This is a genomic window from Bradyrhizobium sp. JR4.3 (genome assembly GCF_040547695.1).
Taxonomy (GTDB): Bacteria; Pseudomonadota; Alphaproteobacteria; order Rhizobiales; family Xanthobacteraceae; genus Bradyrhizobium; species Bradyrhizobium canariense.
Window position 1 is genome coordinate 240,749 of record NZ_JBEPQF010000007.1, and the last position, 19,969, is coordinate 260,717.

The 19,969-nt window shown below is 65.3% G+C and carries 12 protein-coding genes; 3 read left to right on the top strand and 9 right to left on the bottom strand.

Going from position 1 to position 19,969, the window contains the following annotated elements:
- Positions 1-24: 24 nt before the first annotated feature.
- A complete protein-coding gene (locus tag ABIB91_RS14610) occupies positions 25-2,739 on the top strand; it encodes a DUF2339 domain-containing protein (RefSeq protein ID WP_354162034.1) in 2,715 nt (904 codons plus the stop codon).
- Between the two features lie 3 nt (positions 2,740-2,742).
- Here ABIB91_RS14610 and ABIB91_RS14615 read toward each other — a convergent pair whose 3' ends face one another.
- The 9 genes from ABIB91_RS14615 to ABIB91_RS14655 all read right to left on the bottom strand — a co-directional run bounded on the left by ABIB91_RS14615 (position 2,743) and on the right by ABIB91_RS14655 (position 16,743).
- Positions 2,743-4,431, bottom strand: coding sequence for a methyl-accepting chemotaxis protein (locus tag ABIB91_RS14615; protein ID WP_354162036.1), 1,689 nt, complete (start codon positions 4,429-4,431; stop codon positions 2,743-2,745).
- A 287-nt stretch (positions 4,432-4,718) separates the two neighbouring features.
- The gene (locus tag ABIB91_RS14620) at positions 4,719-6,689 is read right to left on the bottom strand and encodes a methyl-accepting chemotaxis protein (RefSeq protein ID WP_354162038.1); all 1,971 of its coding nucleotides are present in this window, start codon (positions 6,687-6,689) and stop codon (positions 4,719-4,721) included.
- A gap of 194 nt (positions 6,690-6,883) precedes the next feature.
- A complete protein-coding gene (locus ABIB91_RS14625; RefSeq protein WP_354162041.1) occupies positions 6,884-8,626 on the bottom strand; it encodes a methyl-accepting chemotaxis protein in 1,743 nt (580 codons plus the stop codon).
- 285 nt (positions 8,627-8,911) lie between these two features.
- Entirely contained in the window at positions 8,912-11,065 is a 2,154-nt protein-coding gene (locus tag ABIB91_RS14630) for a methyl-accepting chemotaxis protein (RefSeq protein WP_354162044.1), read from the bottom strand.
- A 328-nt stretch (positions 11,066-11,393) separates the two neighbouring features.
- Positions 11,394-13,127 (bottom strand): methyl-accepting chemotaxis protein, encoded by a 1,734-nt coding sequence (locus ABIB91_RS14635; protein WP_354162047.1) that lies wholly within the window; start codon positions 13,125-13,127, stop codon positions 11,394-11,396.
- A gap of 207 nt (positions 13,128-13,334) precedes the next feature.
- Positions 13,335-13,586, bottom strand: coding sequence for a DUF6894 family protein (locus ABIB91_RS14640; RefSeq protein ID WP_007594936.1), 252 nt, complete (start codon positions 13,584-13,586; stop codon positions 13,335-13,337).
- 164 nt (positions 13,587-13,750) lie between these two features.
- Positions 13,751-14,350 (bottom strand): hypothetical protein, encoded by a 600-nt coding sequence (locus ABIB91_RS14645; RefSeq protein WP_007594937.1) that lies wholly within the window; start codon positions 14,348-14,350, stop codon positions 13,751-13,753.
- A 112-nt stretch (positions 14,351-14,462) separates the two neighbouring features.
- Positions 14,463-15,449, bottom strand: coding sequence for an acrylyl-CoA reductase (NADPH) (acuI, locus tag ABIB91_RS14650; RefSeq protein ID WP_219684675.1), 987 nt, complete (start codon positions 15,447-15,449; stop codon positions 14,463-14,465).
- 40 nt (positions 15,450-15,489) lie between these two features.
- Entirely contained in the window at positions 15,490-16,743 is a 1,254-nt protein-coding gene (locus ABIB91_RS14655) for an MFS transporter (protein WP_219684676.1), read from the bottom strand.
- Between the two features lie 330 nt (positions 16,744-17,073).
- Between ABIB91_RS14655 and nadA the strand changes: the two genes are divergently transcribed.
- Positions 17,074-18,180, top strand: a complete 1,107-nt coding sequence (gene nadA, locus ABIB91_RS14660; protein ID WP_354162052.1) for a quinolinate synthase NadA — start codon at positions 17,074-17,076, stop codon at positions 18,178-18,180.
- Between the two features lie 179 nt (positions 18,181-18,359).
- Complete coding sequence (locus ABIB91_RS14665) at positions 18,360-19,967, top strand: L-aspartate oxidase (protein ID WP_354162055.1); 1,608 nt, start codon at positions 18,360-18,362, stop codon at positions 19,965-19,967.
- Positions 19,968-19,969 lie beyond the last annotated feature (2 nt).

Genomic DNA, 19,969 nt, shown 5'->3' on the forward strand with positions numbered 1-19,969 from the left:
GCCCGCCGATTGCCTGGAGGCTTTATGTCTGACGGCCCGTTCGACGTCTTCGCGCTGATCATTGCGGTCATCGCTTTCATCATCGCGATCAAGGCCTCCAGCCAGGCGGCTGAGCTGCGACGACGGCTGAGCTCGCTCGAAGCGACGTTCCACGCGCAACGGCCCGTGCAGCCGCCGCGGATCCCGGCAGATGTGTGGGCTGAAGCGTCCGCGACGACTTCTGCAGCGCCGCCGCCGCTTGTGCCCCAAGCCGAACCGGGAGCCGAGGCGCCGCCCCCGCCCGTCACGGAGGATGTTTCACCGCCTCCGCTCGAAGCGAGCACCGAGGCCGACGCGCCGCCGCCGCGGCCCGCACCCGCGCCCGCGCCCGGCTTCGAGGAACGGCTCGGCACGCGCTGGGTGGTGTGGATCGGCGGCCTTGCGCTCGCGCTCGGCGGCTTCTTCATGGTGCGCTATTCGATCGAGGCCGGCCTCGTCGGCCCCGGTGTGCGCGTGTTCCTTGGCGGCGTGTTCGCGCTGGCGCTGCTTGGCGCCGGCGAATGGTCACGCCGCAAGGAGAGCATCTCCAACATCGCCGCGCTGCCGATCGCCAACATTCCCGCGATCCTCACCGCGGCCGGCACGGCGGTGGCATTTGCGACCATCTACGCGGCTTACGCGCTCTATGGATTCCTCGTCCCCGCGACCGCCTTCGTGCTGCTCGGCCTCGTCGCGCTCGGCACGCTGGCTGCAGCGCTCTTGCACGGGCCCGCGCTCGCGGGCCTCGGCGTAGTCGGCGCGTTCGTGACGCCGATCCTCGTCTCGAGCGACAAGCCGAACTATTGGGCACTCTACATCTATCTCGCCATCGTCACCGCCGCGAGCTTCGGCCTCGCCCGTATCCGGTTGTGGCGCTGGCTTGCGGTCACCACGATCGCCTTCGCCGTGCTCTGGATCTTTCCGGGGCTCGATACCAGCGACTTGCAGGTCGCGCCGCACGCTTTGCATGTGATCGCAGGCTTCGTTCTTGCCGCTCTTCTCGTCGTCTGCGGCTTCATGTTCGGCCCGACGATCGAGGACGGTGAGATCGAGCCGGTCTCGTCGGGCTCGCTCGGTGCCTATCTGTTCGGCGCGATGCTGATCGTGCTGTCGAGCGCGCATGCGGACCTGGCGCTGATCGCCTTCACGCTGCTCGTCGGCGCGACGCTGCTTGTCGCCTGGCGCGCGCCGGCGGCCACCGGCGCGCTCGGCGCGGCCGCCGCGACCGTCTTCATCGTGTTCGCCGAATGGGCGGTGCGCGCCAATCCCGACATGCTGGTGCTGCCGGGCGGCCCCATCGCCGGCATCGCGCCGACGGCGATCGACAGCGCGGTGACGCTACATCTGGTGATGGCAGCGATCTTCGCCGCCGGCTTCGGCATCGCGGGCTTCCTCGCGCAGGGCCGTTCGAACTCGGCGATCATTCCGGTGGTGTGGTCGGTCGCGGGTGTCGCGACGCCGATCGCGATCCTGGTCGCGCTCTACGCACGCATCGCGCATCTCGACCGCTCGATCCCGTTCGCCATCCTCGCGGTACTGCTCGCCGCCGCCTTCGGCGCTGCCACCGAAGCGCTTGCGCGCCGCGAGACCCGGCCGGGCGCCATGATCTCCACGGCCTTGTTCGCGACCGGCACGCTCGGTGCGCTGGCGCTGGCGCTGACATTTGCATTGGAGAAGGGCTGGCTCACGATCGCACTCGCGCTGATGTCGCTCGGCACCGCCTGGATCTCGATGCAGCGGCCGATCCCGTTCCTGCGCTGGCTGGCCGCGATCTTCGCAGGCCTGGTCACCGCTCGGATCGGCTATGATCCACGCATCGTCGGCGACGCCGTCGGAACCACGCCGATCTTCAACTGGCTGTTGTGGGGCTACGGCGTGCCGGCGGCATCGTTCTGGGCGGCGAGCCTGTTCCTGCGCCGCCGCGGCGACGACGCCCCGTTGCGCATGATCGAGAGCGCCGCGATCCTGTTCACCGCACTGCTCGCCTTCATGGAGATCCGGCACTTTGCGACCGGCGGCGACGTGACGTCGGCACCGTCGCTGCTCGAATGCGCGCTGCAGGCCTGTGTCGCGCTCGCCATGGCGATCGGGCTGGAGCGTCTGCGGCAGCGCAGCCGCAGCATCGTGCACAATGTCGGCGCGGTCGTGCTCACGGCAATCGCGGGGCTCGTCGGCGTGTTCGGCCTCTTGATCCTGGAGAACCCGCTGCTGTGGCGCACCGATGTCGGCGGGACCGTGTTCAACCTGCTGCTGCTCGGCTACGCGCTGCCGGCGGTGCTGATGCTGCTGCTGTCATATGCCGTGGCCGGCGAACGCGGCAAGGCCTACGCCAACACGATTGCGGGCGGCGCGCTGCTGTTCGCGCTGACCTATGTCACGCTGGAGATCCGCCGCTTCTATCACGGCCCGATCCTCTCCTCCGGGGAGACGACGGGCGCCGAGCAATATACCTATTCGATCGGCTGGCTCGGCTTCGGCGTGGTGCTGCTCGGCGTCGGCATTCTCGTCAATTCGGAGCGGGCGCGGCTGGCGTCGGCCGTCGTGATCGCGTTGACGATCCTGAAGGCCTTCGTCATCGACATGTCGACGCTGACGGGCGTCTACCGCGCGCTGTCCTTCATGTGCCTCGGCATCGTGCTGGTCGCGATCGGCTGGCTCTACCAGCGTATCCTGTTCCGGCGGCAGGTCGCACCGCCGCCGGCTCCGCAGACGAGCATTTGAGGCTCACGCCGCGCGAACCGATTCCAGGAATTGCGCGACCTCGACCTTGAGACGGGTGCTGTCGGTCGCGAGCGATTTCGCCGCCGACAGCACCTCGTTCGAAGCTTCGCCGGTCTCGAACGCACCCCGCTGCACATCGGTGATGTTCGACGAGACCTCCTGCGTGCCGACCGAGGCCTGCTGGACGTTACGCGAGATTTCCTGCGTGGCCGCGCCCTGCTGCTCGACGGCGGCGGCGATGGCCGCAGCCACCTCGGACAGCCGCTCGATGGTGCCGCCAATCTCCTGGATGGCACTGACCGATTCCTGCGTCGCTGCCTGGATGCCCGAGACCTGCGCCCCGATCTCACCGGTCGCCTTTGCCGTCTGCTCGGCCAGCGCCTTGACCTCGGAGGCGACGACCGCGAATCCGCGGCCCGCTTCACCGGCACGCGCGGCTTCGATGGTCGCGTTCAGCGCCAGCAGATTGGTCTGGCCCGCGATGGTGTTGATGAGCTCGACGACGTCGCCGATGCGGGACGCCGCCTGCGACAGCGCGTTGACGCGGTCGTTGGTCCGCGCCGCCTGCTCGACGGCCTCCGCGGCCATCCGCGCCGAATCTTGCACCCGGCGGCTGATCTCGGTGATGGAGGACGACAGCTCCTCCGAAGCGGATGCTACCGCCTGGACGTTGGTCGAGGCTTCCTCGGAGGCGGCTGCGACGACGGTCGCGAGTTCCTGTCCGCGCTGCGCGGTGTTGGTCAGCGTCGAGGCGGAGGCCTCGAGCTCGGTGGAGGCCGAGGATACGGTGCCGACGACCTCGCCGATCATGGCTTCGAACTTGCGGGTGATGGCGTCGACGCGGCGGCCGCGTTCGATCTTGACTTCGGCGTCGCGCGCGGCGGCCTCGTCGGCGGCCTTCTTGGCGATCAGCGCCTCCTTGAAGATCTGCAGCGCATCCGCCATCGAGCCGATCTCGGTCCGCTCGCCGCGATGCGGCACCTCGGCCGAAAGGTCACCCTCGCCGAGCGACTGCATCGGGCGGATAATCGAGGCAATGCCACGGGAAACGTCGCGCACGAGATAATAGGCGGCGCCAATCGCGATCACGACCGAGAGCACGATGATGCCGACCAGCACGCGGAAGATCATGGCATAGCTGTCGGCGGCCTGCTTGGTCTCCAGCTCGGCGCCGCGATTGTTCATCTCGATGCCCTTCTGAAGCAGCGGGTCGGCGGCCTGGGCCATCTTCGCGACCTTGGTCTGCAACAGCTCGTTAGCGTCGGCCGGGAAACGTCCCACGCCCTTGCGCGACAACGCCATCACGTCCTGCACGCCGTTCAGATACTCGGCCCACGCCGTGCTCCATTGCCCATAGAGCGAGCGCTCCTCGGCGGAGGTGATCAGCGGCTCGTAGACCTTGCGGGTCTGGTCGATGCGCGCGCGCAGCGAGGCCAAGCGCTTCTCGGCGGCGTCCTTGCCCTCGACGCTGTCCTGCATCAGATGCAGACGGAGCGCCACGCGCAGCTCGTTGATGTCGGCGCGAAGCGAGCCAAGCGCGCGCACGCTGGGCAGCCAGCTCTCCGCAATCTCGACCGTATGGGAATTGATGTTCTGCATGGTGCCGATCGCCGTCACGCCGACACCGGCGAGCGAAAGAACGAGGACCGACAGCACGGCCAGAAGCTTGAAGACGATCGACAATTTCGACATCACGACAAATCCCGATGTTACCTGACAACGCGCAAATCACCTGCGCCGTGATCGCCACGACGGTGGCGAGACGGATGTCAGTTCAACAATGCTGGCTGGTTCTTATCCCGTGAGATTGCACACATAGTCGCAAGCAGGCGTTAACAGGGACCTACGTAAAATTACGGGACACTTCCGACAGTCGCTATTTCTCATGCAACCATTTGTTGCAGCTCGCAGCCACCTCATGCTGCCACGCGCAGCGTGTCCGCTTGCGCCGCAACATGCGACCAACGCGGCAGCGGCTGTCACGCCACCCGTACCGATTCCAGGAAGCGCGCGACCTCGCTCTTCAGCCGGTTGCTCTCCTGCGAAAGGGATTGCGCAGCCGAATGCACCTGCGCCGAGGCAGCCCCGGTTTCGCCTGCGCCGCGCTGGACGTGGCCGATATTCGCTGAGACTTCGGAGGTGCCATTCGCGACGTGCTGGATGTTGCGGGAGATCTCCTGCGTGGCGGCGCCCTGCTCCTCGACCGCGGCCGCGATGGTCGACGAGATCTCCGACATCCGCGCGATGGTGTCGCCGATCTCCTTGATCGCCCCGGCTGAGTCTTGCGTTGCGGTCTGGATCGCACCGATGTGCTGGCTGATCTCGCCGGTCGCTTTCGCAGTCTGCTCGGCGAGCGCCTTGACTTCAGTCGCGACCACGGCAAAACCCTTGCCGGCCTCGCCCGCTCGCGCCGCTTCGATCGTCGCGTTGAGCGCCAGCAGATTGGTCTGGCTGGCGATGGTGTTGATCAGCTCGACCACGTCGCCAATGCGGGAAGCGGCCTTGGTCAGCTCGGCGACGCGCGCATTGGTGCGCTGGGCCTGCTCGACGGCGACATCGGCGACACGCGCCGATTCCTGCACCTGACGGCTGATCTCGGAGATCGAGGAGGTCATTTCCTCGCTCGCTGAAGACACCGACTGCACGTTCGCGGAGGCCTCTTCGGAGGCGGCCGCCACGACGGTGGCAAGCCCGTTGCCGCGCTCGGCGGCCTGCATCAGCGTGTTCGAAGACGCATCGAGCTCGGTTGCAGCCGATGAAACAGTATCGATGATCTCGCCGACCGCGCCTTCGAAACTATCGGCGAGCCGGTGCATGTCGGCCTTACGCTGCTGGCGCCCGCGCGCCTCGGCATCGATCTGCTCGACGCGCAGCCGCTCGGCCTCCACCATGTTGGTCCTGAACACCTCGACGGCACCGGCCATCTCGCCGATCTCCTCCCTGCGCCCGATGCCGGGAACGGAAATCGAAAGCTCGCCGCGCGCAAGCCGCGTCATCGCACCGACCATGCCGGCAAGCGACTTCGAGATCGAACGCCCCAGAAGGAAGCCGACTGCGGCGAGCACGACGACGGTGACGCCGAAGGCGACCATCATCCATACGCGCACGGCATCGCGGGTCGCAGCTTCCCCAAATTCGGCCTGCTTGTACAGGCCTTCGACTGTATTGCGTACCTCGACCATACCCGGCTCGAGCTCGCGGAAGGTCTTCATCATGCTGGCGTCAAGGGCTGCGCTCTGCCGTGCAGTGTCGGCCCACGCCGCGAACTCGGACTGGTATTTCTGCAGCTTGGCCGTGATGTCGGTCATCACCGCCGTAGGGACCGCGACAACCTCTATCGCCTTGGAGAATTCAACTGCGGCCTTCTTCATCTCGGCGATGTATTTTGGGTCGCGCCGCAGCATGAAATCCTTCTCATGCCGGCGCATCATCAGCATCCAGCTCGTGGACCTGGGATCGTCGATCTCCTTGAGCTTGGCCTCAATGTCGTGCACGGCGGCGCGGAGCGAGCCGGAGAGGCCCAGCGTCTCGTTCAGGCCGAGCCGGGTCTCCGCGGCCACCAATGCGCCGAAGTCCGACGCGTATCGCTTGAAGCCGTCATGCGCCTGCTTCATCCGGTCGGACAGCGCGCCCATGCCGCCGGCCGCAACCAGCCGCTCGATCTCCTCGAAGTCGCGGTTGATCGGCCCGATCAATTCGGCATGGGACTTGGCGTAGCTTTCGTTGCGGCGCTGCTGGAAGTTCTTCTCGTCCCGGCGAGCCTCCAGCATCTCGATCGAGAGCTGCTCGTCGAGGTCGGCGATCGCACGAGCCCGGTTGGCAATCTCGCGAGAGGCGTCCTGGGAGAGACTGCCGATCTCGTAGATCGCGCCGAAGGCGACGAGGCCCAACAATCCGAACAGTCCGATCGCCATGACCTTGTGGGCGAGGCGAATGGAAGGGCCGCTCATGAGTGTGCTCCAATACGTCGATACGCAATACGTGAGGGCGACTCAGCGCCCGGAATATTGCGGGGATCATGACTGCATCGGTTTTCCGGAAAGTTAACCCTGCGCGGTCTTCGTCGCGGCGCCGCAATATGCACGCGCGCAAACGCCGCGCTTCTACGCGCGGCGGTTGCAGTTCTCTCGGAGATATGCGCCCGTCAGGCGGCGCGCACGGTGTCGAGGAATTTGCCGACCTCGAGCTTGAGGCGGTTGCTGTCGCCGGACAGCGACTGTGCCGCTGCCAGCACCTGCGAGGATGCCGATCCAGTTTCGCCCGCGCCGCGCTGCACGTCGGTGATGTTGGACGACACTTGATGGGTACCTTCCGCCGCCTGCTGCACGTTGCGCGAGATCTCCTGCGTCGCCGCGCCCTGCTCCTCGACGGCCGCAGCGATCGTAGACGATATCTCGGACAGCTTTTCGATGGTGTTGCTGATGGCGCTGATGGCGGCGACCGAGTCCTGCGTCGCGGCCTGGATGCCCGAAATCTGCTGGCCGATTTCGCCGGTCGCCTTTGCGGTCTGCTCCGCGAGCGCCTTCACTTCGGAAGCCACCACGGCAAAGCCACGACCGGCTTCGCCGGCGCGTGCCGCCTCGATGGTGGCATTGAGCGCCAGCAGGTTGGTCTGGCCGGCGATCGTGTTGATCAGCTCGACCACGTCGCCAATGCGAGCCGCCGCCTTGGACAATTCGCCGACACGGTCGGTCGTGGTTCGGGCTTGTGTTACCGCCTCGCTTGCCACACGTGCGGATTCCTGCACCTGGCGGCTGATCTCGGTGATCGAGGACGACAGCTCTTCGGTCGCAGACGCCACCGATTGCACGTTGGTCGAGGCTTCCTCCGAGGCTGCTGCAACCACGGTCGTGAGCTGTTGCGTGCGCTCGGCGGTCGAGGTCAGCGTCGTGGCCGACGCTTCGAGTTCGGTCGAGGCCGACGACACCGTGCCGACAATCTCGCCGACGGCGCCTTCGAAACTGTCGGCAAGCCTGCGCATCTCGGCCTTGCGCTGCTCGGCCGCCATCTGGTCCTGCCGCATCTTGGCTTCCGCTTCCTCGCGCGCCTTCTGCTCGGATACGGTCTTGAATTTTTCGACGGCACCGGCAACGCCGCCGACCTCGTCCTTGCGGCCGAGGCCCGGCAGCACCACAGCGAAGTCGCCGCCCGCGAGCTTCTCCATCGCGACAGTCAGGGCGCGCATCGGACGGGCAATGCTGAAGATCGAGAAGACGCACGCGCCGATCAGGACCAGCGCGACCAGCACGCCTGCGACGAATGACGTCCGCGCAACGGACGCAGCCTCTGTTTCCGCCGCCGTGCGCGCCTCTGCACTCTTATGCTTGGCGAAGTTCGTGATCTCGTCGGCCAGTTCCGATATTTCCGCGTTGGTCGGCATCAGCATCTCCTTGCGGATGCGGATGATTTCAGCGGTCAGCTTTGCCAATTGCGTCGCCGCTTCGCCGTCCTTCCTCGACTCGAGCGCGAGCTCCTGCTTACGGATCGCCTCGATCTGCTGCTCGCCTTTCTGGAAATTGCCAATCAACACGGTCAGGCGGTCGATACGTTTGTGGTTCTCCGGCGATTGCGAGAGCCCTGCCATTTCACCGGAAAACTTAAGGGCAGCCGTCTGGCGGTCGTTGAAATAGCTGGCGGCCTTCTGCAACTCGGCAGGCGAGGACGAGGTCAGGATGTCGCGAATGCCGATCTGCATGCCCCGCACCGACGCCTTCGCTTCCGCGGCGTTTTGCGCGATCGCCTGCTGTCCCGATGCGCTATTGTTGAGCTTCTGGACCTCGGCACTTCCGCTCATCTGGAGGAGGATCATCAGCGCAACGAGCGCGAGGGTCAGCGCCGAGGTGATGGCGAGTTTGGTGGCAATTCGCAGATTCTGAATGAACATCATCGAAAACGTCCCCGGGATACGCATTGTCGCGGCGAAGCGCGCGAACAGCCTTGGAGGCTAGTCTGCGAGCTTTCCATTAATGTTAAGCGCGAGGCGATGCCGCTTGAGTAGAAATACTGAATATGTCGCTCAATTGCCGGATTATCGCAACCATCCCGCGCAATCGAAACACGCCTCGCGAATTTGCCGCGTCACGTGCGTTAACGTCGATCCCAGTGCGCGGGCGCGTCGTCGCTCAGCAGACGAAGCCGATCTCGCGTTCCGCTTGCGCTGCGCGATGCCGCGTCACGCTGCGCGCACGGTATTGAGGAAGTTGCCGACCTCGAGCTTGAGGCGGTTGCTGTCGCCAGAGAGCGACTGGGCCGCCGCCAGCACCTGCGACGACGCCGAGCCGGTCTCGCTCGCCCCGCGCTGCACGTCGGTGATGTTGGCCGAGACCTGATGGGTGCCTTCCGCCGCCTGCTGCACGTTGCGGGAGATTTCCTGTGTCGCCGCGCCCTGCTCTTCCACGGCCGCCGCGATCGTGGAGGAAATCTCCGAGAGCTTCTCGATAGTGCCGCTGATGTCCTTGATTGCGCCGACCGAATGCTCGGTCGCGGTCTGGATGCTGGCGATCTGCTGCCCGATCTCACCGGTGGCCTTCGCGGTCTGTTCGGCGAGTGCCTTGACCTCGGAGGCGACAACCGCAAAGCCGCGACCCGCTTCGCCGGCGCGCGCGGCCTCGATGGTCGCGTTGAGCGCCAGGAGATTGGTCTGACCTGCGATCGTGCTGATCAGCTCGACCACGGCGCCGATCCGCGTCGCCGCCTTGGACAATTCGCTGACACGCTCGGTGGTGACACGCGCCTGGCCGACAGCTTCGTGGGCCACGCGGGCCGATTCCTGCACCTGCCTGCTGATCTCGGTGATAGAGGACGACAGCTCCTCGGTCGCCGACGCCACCGCCTGTACGTTGGTGGACGCCTCCTCGGAGGCCGCAGCAACCATGGTCGTGAGCTGCTGCCCACGCTCCGCGGTCGACGTGAGCGTCGACGCCGAGGCTTCCAGTTCGGTCGCTGCCGAGGACACGGTGTCGACGATCTCCCCGATCGCGGCTTCAAAGCCGTCGGCCAGCTTCCGCATTTCCACCTTGCGCTGCTCGGCTGCCCGCTTCTCGGCCGCAGCGTGATCGCCGCGCATGCGTTCGACTTCGAGGCCGTTTTGCTTGAAGACTTCAACGGTCCGTGCCATCTCGCCGACCTCGTCACCTCGGCGGGTGCCTGGTACGACCGTCGTGAAGTCGCCATTGGCGAGCCCACCCATCGCAACCGAAATGGCTGAAAGCGGCTTGAGGATCCGGCCAAAGGTGATCCAGAAACTGAGGCCAGCGAGCATCACCGAGGCGCAGAGCAACACGACCGTGAAAGCGAAATTACGAGTGCTGACTTCTGCCTGCATCGTGGCTTCGCGGTCAGCGGCCGCGCCAATGGCTTCACCGAGCTTCAGCACCGCATTGATGCCGACAGTGGCCCGCGTGAAGTACTCGGGTCCGGTGATCTTGTAGTTGCCGCCTTCGCCACCGGCGAGCACAAGCGCCCGCGTTTCACCGTAGAGTCCAAAATAGGACTTCTCGACCTCCGTCATTGCCTCGCCGATCTGCAGGGCGAAGTCCGAGCGCAGCCGCACCGGCAATACGGTGTCCCATGCGAGTTCGACCTTGGCCCGCAGCGCCGAAAGGCGCTCATGGCCCTCCATCCCGAGCTTCGCACGCGCACCGACGACACCGGCCAGCAGGGCCCGCTCCCTTCCGGCATTCTCGGCCATCTGAGCTGTCAGATGTCGCAAGCCGATGAGCTGCGCCAGCCTTGCCACGGGCGGGCTGGTGAGCGTTTCGAGCGTCAGCCGCAAGCGGTTGCTCGCGACGTCGATCACCTCCGTAATCGTTGGCGCGAAGCCATCGACGAGGTCAGGTTCGCGTTCGACGCGCGGGCGCGACATTCCCACGTCGGCCTTCTCACGCAGGAGACGCAGCGCCTCGAATTTCGTCGCTGCGTCCGCAATCTGTCTTTGCCCCGCCCCCATTTCGGGAATCGCGCTGATATCGAGGATGGCTTGGCGAAAGGCCTCGTCGGCCGTCGCGCGCGCCTTTGCGATTTCGGCACGGCGCTCGGGGCTGACGACATCAGGAGACTTCAGCACGGCGTTGGTCAGCCCGCGTTCAATCGCCCAATGTCCTGCGCTGCGCAGCAGCAGCTGGGCAACTGCATTGACCTTCAGGAATGCCTCGGACTCTCGCCTCTTGAGGATGGCCTCATAGGCGATGAATCCGGCCGAGGCCAACCCCAGCAAGACCAGGGCAGAGATGATGATCGGCAAGATCGTGCCGATCCGAACATGTCCGAGCCGACTCCACGCGCTGGCGGCCTGAGTTCGGGCCTGATGATGTGCAGGGCTCAACATGGTACGTTTTCCCCGAAGGAAACACGCAGCCAAGTCCTTGCCGGCTGCATGGACGTTGATCGCCCTTGCCGGAGAATCTAGTCCTCGTGTTTTCGCATTCTGGTTAACGGGAGGGTTCGGAGAAATACTGAGATTTCAGCCCAAATAGTTGAAATCGAAGGGGTAATTTCGCGAGCAAGTTGTAAATTTCAGCTTGAGGTCGCCGCTGTTTGTTTTTGCAGCCGACGTTCGCCGAAGGCGTGCGCGAGACGTTCGCGGCGACGATCGGATGCAAAAACGCCCCGCCTAAGGAGGCAGGGCGTCTTCCGAGCTGTCCGGAACGAGGTTCTTAGGCGGCGCGCACGGTGTCGAGGAATTTGCCGACCTCAAGCTTGAGGCGGTTGCTGTCGCCGGACAGCGACTGTGCCGCTGCCAGCACCTGCGAGGATGCCGAGCCGGTTTCGCCCGCGCCGCGCTGCACGTCGGTGATGTTGGACGAGACCTGATGGGTGCCTTCCGCCGCCTGCTGCACGTTGCGGGAAATTTCCTGCGTCGCCGCGCCCTGCTCCTCGACGGCCGCGGCGATCGTGGACGATATCTCGGACAGCTTTTCAATGGTGTTGCTGATGGCGCTGATGGCGGCGACCGAGTCCTGCGTCGCGGCCTGAATGCCGGAAATCTGCTGGCCGATTTCGCCGGTCGCCTTTGCGGTCTGCTCGGCCAGCGCCTTCACTTCGGAAGCCACCACGGCAAAGCCGCGGCCGGCCTCGCCCGCGCGCGCGGCCTCGATGGTGGCATTGAGCGCCAGCAGATTGGTCTGGCCGGCGATGGTGTTGATCAGCTCGACCACGTCGCCAATGCGAGCCGCCGCCTTGGACAATTCGCCGACACGCTCGGTCGTGGTGCGGGCCTGGGTAACCGCCTCGCTTGCCACCCGCGCCGATTCCTGCACCTGTCGGCTGATCTCGGTGATCGAGGACGACAGCTCCTCCGTGGCCGACGCCACCGACTGCACGTTGGTCGACGCCTCCTCCGAGGCCGCAGCAACCACTATCGTCAGTTCCTGTGCCCGCTCCGCCGTCGAGGTCAGCGTCGAGGCCGACGCTTCGAGCTCCGTCGCGGCCGAGGAGACGGTGTCGACAATCTCCCCGACGGCAGCTTCGAAGCCGTTCGCGAGCTTGTGCATCTCTGCCTTGCGTTGCGCGGCTGCGACCTGGTCCTGCCTGATCTTGGCCTCGGCATCCTCGCGCGCCTTTTGCTCGGATACGATCTTGAATTTCTCGACGGACGCGGCGACGCCGCCAACCTCGTCCTTGCGGCCGAGCCCCGGCAGCACCACGGAGAAGTCACCACCAGCGAGCTTGTCCATGGCAACCGTGAGCGCGCGGATCGGCCGCGCGATGGTCAGGAAGGACATCAGCCATGAACCGACGAGGACGAGCACGGCGCACGCACCGACCACCATGCCGAGACGCTCGCTCGCGGCCATCTCCTGGGTCGCGGCAGCGATTTCTTCCTCGCCTTTGTGCTTGGCGAAATCGGCGATCTCGCTGGTCAAATTATCCAGTTGCGTCGCAAGCGGCAGCGTCACCTCACGGATCTGGCGCGCGCCTTCCTCGGAAATCTTGGCCGCGCGCGCTGGGTCCGTGGCCGCAACGGCAATGGCCTCGCTGCGAAAAGAGGCGTTCTGCTGTGCGCCCTTCAGGTAATCGGCGGACGTAGACCTGAGCTTCTCCATTCGCGCGCGATTTCCCGGGGAGTGCGTCAATCTGAGCATGGAATCGATGACGCCGTTCAGCGCTTTCGACCGCTCCAGCAGAGTCTCGCTCGCCTTTTGCAAGTCACCCTGATTGTTGGCGAGACGCATGTCGCGTACAGCGAGCTGCATGCCACGTATTCCAAGCTTGGCTTCGGTGGCCTCGCGCACCAATTCCTGCTGCGCAATTGCTGCTTGGTTGGAATGACGCACGGTGTTGTTGCCAATGACCTGGCTCGCGATCATGGCGCCGACGAGAATAACGCCGAACACCGAAGCGAGCGCGAGCTTGGTACCAATTTGTAGATTCTGGATGAGTCTCGACATGAGGGCGTTTCCCGGGATGCGCGGCCAAGTCATTGTCGGCCGCCCTCGGCGTTGATCGCCCTTGCCTAAAAACTGAGCTTCAGGTGTGGTGATCCGGTTAACGGCCGCCCCCGGACAAATACCGGCTTCGCCGGGAAATCCCTTGAAAAATGGCACGGTCCGCGCGCTTAACAGGTTAACCACACGCGGCGGTAGGATGCCCGATTTTTAGCCAGTGCGACCAAGGGCTTTCTGGCTCTCGCCGATCAGGCTGATCCGGAACACCGGCTCCTTGTTCTCGTCGAGCAGCTCCATGCGCCATTCGGCGTCCTGTTTCAGGCCGCGTGAGATGCCGCCGAGCAAATTGGCACAGACTTCGGTCATCTCGGTCCAGGCCGCGGCGCGGTCCTCGAACTCATATGGCTGGTCGGCAGCACCGGAATAGCGGCCCGTGCTGATACGGAAGAAGTACAGCGACATCGTTGAACCCTTTGATCGGGCCGCGCCCCCCGGCCGTACGCAAACTGGGGCGCGAACAGCTACCAACGCATGAAAGCCGCCGTCCGTATGACTACGGCGCGGCGGCTTCGTGTTTGATGGCAGCTCTCAACGACAAAGTGCGCGGACTGTCCCGCGCAGCCAACTCACTGGGTCGAGCGGCGCAGCTCCAGCGGGGCGTCGTCCCTGGCGGGCTCCGATTTAACTTGCGGCTTCACCGGCTCGAGCCGGCTGCTCTCGACGCGCGGGGTCTCGACACGCGCGGCGACTTCGGTGTTGGTCGCGCCGACCGAACCCGTGTGTTCCGAGGTGCGCAGCGAGCGCGGCCGCGCGACGGCGCGCGCCATCAGCATCTGGTTGCCGCCTTGGTGATGGAAGTCGCAATAGGCAAAGCCCATCCCCGACACCGAGCCGCGGAAACTGCGATCGTCGGTCTTTTCAAGATTGAAACAGGGCTCGAACGGAATGCCCTTGATCGAGGCGCAGACGTTCTGGCCGCGGATCTGAAGCGTGTTGCCGGGCAGACGGAGATGTTTCACCGGACCTGCACCCGAGAACTGCACGGCGCCGGCGGCGCCGAGGTCGTCCATGATGCGGCCAGCCCCGCGGGTGCCGTCAAAGCAGGTGAAAGCAAACACCTTCCCGGCGACGAAGCGGCGCGCCTCATCGGCGTTCATGCTTCCAGCAATGGCCGGCGCAAACGTCGCTACCGCCGTGACCGCCCCCAACACAATACGCGCAAGCATGCTCAACTCCGAACCAACCCCGCAGCGGGCTATGCCTTATCTCTTTACCCGCTGCTTACCATACTAACCATGGCGACATTGAAGCAGCATGGTTGGTAAAGTCTGAACGCCGTTAGAGAATTTTTACCACGGTGCGACCGCGGACCTGGCCGGCCAGGATTTTCGCGCCCCACTCCGGAACTTCGGAAAGCGGAATTTCGTGAGTAATTTCAGCTAGTTTCGTCCGGTCCAGATCGGACGCCAGGCGCTGCCAGGCGGCTTTCCGCGGCTCGATCGGGCACATCACGGAATCGATGCCGAGAAGGCACACCCCGCGCAAAATGAAGGGTGCGACGGAAGACGGCAGGTCCATGCCGGCCGCCAAGCCGCAGGCCGCGATCGCGCCGCCATACTTTGTCATCGACAGGAGATTTGCGAGCGTGGTCGAGCCGACGCTGTCGACGCCACCCGCCCAGCGCTCCTTGGCGATGGGCTTGGCGGCCGCTGACAATTCGTTGCGGTCGATCACCTCAGTCGCGCCGATCTCTTTCAGATAGTCCGCTTCGGACGCACGTCCCGTGGAGGCGATGACGTGATAGCCGAGCTTCGAGAGCACGGCGGTCGCAACCGAGCCGACGCCGCCCGCCGCGCCTGTCACCACGACCGGACCGCTGTTCGGCGACACTCCGTGCTTCTCCAGCGCCAGCACGGACAGCATCGCGGTGAAGCCGGCGGTGCCGATCGCCATGGCGTCGCGCGCCGACAGGCCCTGCGGAAGAGCGACCAGCCAGTCGCCTTTCACCCGCGCCTTCTCGGCATAGGCGCCGAGATGGGTCTCCCCCATGCCCCAGCCGGTGCAGACGACTTTATCGCCCGCCTTCCATTGCGGATGCGAGGACTGCTCGACGGTGCCGGCGAAATCGATGCCGGCAATCATCGGAAAGCGGCGCACCACCGGCGCCTTGCCGGTGAGCGCAAGGCCGTCCTTGTAGTTCAATGTCGACCATTCCACGCGGACGGTGACGTCGCCCTCCATCAGCTCGGCTTCGTCGAACTGCGTGAGCTGCGCGGTGGTGCCCTTGTCCGCCTTGTCGATCCGGATCGCCTTGAACGTCGCCACAGCAAAACTCCCTGACTTGTTTCAGGGGATGTTTAGCCGATCAGGCAGGCTGCGCAACCGCCCGCTGGACCGGTTTTTCCACGATCGGAAGATTGATCAGCGCCGAGAGCACGCCGAACAGGATCGAGAGCCACCAGATCGGCGTGTAGGAACCGAACCGCTCGAACACAATGCCGCCGAGCCAGACGCCGAGGAAGCCGCCGACCTGATGGCTGACGAAGGCGAAGCCATAGAGGGTGGCGAACCAGCGCGTGCCGAACATGATCGCGACCAGCGCCGAGGTCGGCGGCACGGTCGACAGCCAGGTCAGGCCGGAGACCGCGCCGAACGCAATCGCCGAGAATGGCGTGATCGGGAACGAGATGAAGGCAAACGTCGCAAGCGCGCGGGTGAAATAGATGCTCGAGAGGATGTAGCGCTTGGGAAGTGAGTTCTGGAGATAGCCGACGCTCAGCGATCCCATGATGTTGAACAGGCCGATCGCCGCGATCACCCAGCCACCGATTTGCGTGGAGATCCCGTTATCGACCAGGAAGGCCGGCAGATGCACCGTGATGAAGGCAAGCTGGAAGCCGCAGGTGAAGAAGCCGAGCACAAGCAGCACGTAGGAGCGATGGCCGAAGGCTTCCGCGAGCGCTTTGGTGAAAGTCTGCTGGTCCGCAGGCGCCGCGTTTGCCGTGCTTGCGACCGGCGGCGTCGAGAGCGCCAGCGCCAGCGGGATGATCAGCAGCATCAGGAAGCCGAACACGGTGAGCGCCTGCTGCCAGCCGAAATTGTCGATCAGGGCCACACCGATCGGCGCGAACAGGAACTGCCCGAACGATCCCGCCGCAGTGCCGGCGCCAAGCGCAAGGCCGCGCTTCTCGGCCGGCAAGAGCTTGGTAAATGCCGAGAGCACCAGATTGAACGAGCAGCCGGCGAGACCGAAGCCAACCATGACGCCAGCGCCGATGTTGAGCGACAGCGGCGTCGAGGAATAGCGCATCAGGAGCAAGCCGCCGGCATAGAGCAGAGCGCCGACGCACATTACCCGGAACAGGCCGAAGCGATCGGCGACCGCGCCGGCGACGGGCTGGCCCAGTCCCCACAGCAAATTCTGAAACGCGATCGCGAGGCCGAACACGTCGCGGCCCCAGGCATATTCATGGCTCATCGGCTGTACGAAGAAACCGAGCGCCGAGCGCGGGCCGAAGCCGAGCATCCCGATCGCGCAGCCGCAGAGAATGATGATCGCCGGCGTACGCCAGGAGGAGGAACGGGAGACCGAACCGAGCTCGCCCATCTGTGTCGACATGCTGTTCCTCGTGCGTCGTCGCGGATTCGCAAATGGCAGCCGCGAGCCAGCTCGTTTAATGCATCTGCATGAAAACCCCAAGTCAAAAACGATTGCATTCCGCGAAGAGCTGGCGCGGGAGCATTGCATTTCCTCGCGGCCTAGCCCGACGCGCCGGGCACCTGACTTGACGGAAATGTGTGCGGCAAGATCTGGCGGCCCGCCGCGCGCCGTGTTATCTTCGATTTACTCAAGTTGAGCATATCGACGGTCCACCGGCCCCCTCGGCCGGATTTCTCAGGCCACAAATATACTCATATTGAGTACAACTGACATACTCGGGAGGCTTCGATGCCGCTAACTGGAATTTACGGCCCCGACGACTTTGCCAACCGGCCGCAGGGCCACGTCATCGCGCCGGCACGGCCGGGGCAGGCGCGAACCGGACCTCCGCTGCCGATGCCTTCACTGGAATGGACGCCGGAGGTCGAGCGAGCCACCGCACCGCTTTGCGAGCGCGTGAAACAGGTGATCCCGCCGATCGAATGGCCGCTGATGGCCCCGACGATCAAGGCGATCAACGAACTGAAGCAGGCGCGCGGCGCGGTGATTCTCGCGCATAATTACCAGGCGCCGGAGATCTTCCACTGCGTCGCCGACATCGGCGGTGATTCGCTCCAGCTCGCGGTCGAAGCCACCAGGGTGAAGGCCGGCATCATCGTCCAGTGCGGCGTGCACTTCATGGCGGAGACGTCGAAACTGCTCAATCCGGACAAGACGGTGCTGATCCCTGATACGCGCGCGGGCTGCTCGCTCGCCGCCAGCATCACTGGCGCCGACGTCCGCCTGCTCCGCGAAAAATTTCCCGGCGTGCCTGTCGTTGCCTATGTCAACACCTCCGCGGAGGTGAAGGCCGAGGTCGATATCTGCTGCACCTCGTCGAACGCGGTTCAGGTGGTCGAGAGCCTCGGCGCGCCCAGCGTGATCTTCCTGCCCGACCGCTATCTCGCCACTTACGTGGCCTCGAAGACCGACGTGAAGATCATTGCCTGGAAGGGCGCCTGCGAGGTGCACGAGCGTTTCACCGGCGCCGAGCTGCGCAGCTACCGCGAGGCCGATCCCTCCGTTCAGATCATCGCCCATCCCGAATGCCCTCCGGACGTGCTGGCCGAGGCCGACTTCACGGGCTCGACCGCGCACATGATCAACTGGGTGCGCGAGCGGCGGCCGCGGCGGCTGGTGATGATCACGGAATGCTCGATGGCCGACAATGTGCGCGCCGAGCTGCCCGATGTGGAGATGCTGCGTCCCTGCAACATCTGCCCGCACATGAAGCGCATCACGCTCGCCAACATTCTGGAGAGCCTGCTGACGCTTCGCGAGGAGGTCACGATCGATCCCACGCTTGCGGACCGCGCAAGGCGCTCGGTCGAGCGGATGATCAATTTGAAGAACTAGCAACACACAGCGGTCGTCCCGGCGAAGGCCGGGACCCATAACCACCGAACGCCGCCGGTTGCAAAGAACAGCGTCAAGCAGCTGAGCCAAACAACAGCTGCTGCGGAGCATGGGTCCCGGCCCCCCCGTGCGCAATTGCGCACTAGGCCGGGACGACAGCTGAGAGCTTGGAGAAAGCTATGACAACGAACACCATCCACCCCCTCGCCCGCAGCGCCGACGATGTCGTCATCGTCGGCGGCGGTCTCGCCGGACTCTTTTGCGCATTGAAGCTCGCGCCGCGGCCGGTGACATTGATCTCGGCCGCGCCGCTCGGACAGGGCGCGTCATCCGCATGGGCGCAAGGCGGCATCGCCGCGGCCGTGGCTGAAGGCGATACGCCGGAAGCGCACGCTGCGGACACGGTTGCCGTCGGCGGCGGCATCGTCGACGAAGCTGTCGCACTGGGGATCGCGCGCGAGGCCGCACCGCGGATTCAGGATCTTCTCGCCTATGGCGTGCCGTTCGACCGCGATCTCGAAGGCAGGCTCGCCGTCGGGCGCGAAGCCGCACATTCGGCGCGGCGTATCGTGCATGTGCGCGGCGACGGCGCGGGCGCCGCCATCATCGCAGCCCTGAGCGAGGCCGTGCGGCGCACACCATCGATCCGGCTGATCGAAGGCTTTGTCGCCGAAGCGCTGTTGACCGAGGACGGCGCTGTCATCGGCCTTCAACTGCGCGAAGTCCGCAATTACGCCGCACGGCCGGTCCTCCTCGCTGCGCGGACGGTGGTGCTCGCCACCGGCGGCATCGGCCATCTCTATGCCGTCACCACCAATCCGCGCGAGGCCAGCGGATCCGGCCTTGCGATCGCCGCACGCGCCGGCGCGGTCATTGCAGATCCCGAATTCGTGCAATTTCACCCGACCGCCATCATGGTCGGCCGCGATCCCGCGCCGCTCGCCACGGAAGCCCTGCGCGGCGAAGGCGCGACGCTGATCAACGGCCGTGGCGAGCGTTTCATGGCGGCGCGCCATCCGCTCGCCGAGCTCGCACCGCGCGACATCGTGGCCCGCGGCGTATTCGCGGAGATCTCGGCCGGGCGCGGCGCCTTCCTCGATGCGCGGCAGGCGCTGGGCGCACGTTTTGCCGACAGGTTCCCGACCGTTCATGCAAGCTGCATCGCCGCCGGCATCGACCCCGCCACGCAGGCCATCCCGATCGCACCGGCGGCGCACTATCACATGGGCGGCATCGCGGTGGACGATCGCGGCCGCAGCTCGATCGACGGGCTCTGGGCCGGCGGCGAAGTGTCGTCCACCGGCGCGCATGGCGCGAACCGGCTTGCGTCGAATTCGCTGCTGGAGGCCGTGGTCTACGCCGCGCGCATCGCCGACGACATCGCCGGCCGCACCATTCCCTCGCCCGCGCGCCTTGAGGACGTGCCGACGCCGCGGGGCGACGCGCCGGATGCTGCGGACGTGAACCGGCTGCGGACGCTGATGAGCGCGCATGTCGGCGTGATCCGCAATGGTGAGGGGCTTGCGGAGGCGGTCCGCAGCTTCGCCGCGCTCGAATGCGAGGCCGCGAGCATCACGGTCCGCAACATGGCAACGGCAGCCCTGCTCGTGGCGGCGTCGGCCTGGAACCGGCGCGAGAGCCGCGGCGCGCATTTCCGCTCCGACCATTCCGCGGACGTTCCCGCGCTCGCACAACGCACGATGACGACGCTCGCAGCAGTGCGCGAGATCGCAGATGGCCTAACCGAACGCCCGACACCACGCATCGCGCAACCCATGATCGCTTGACG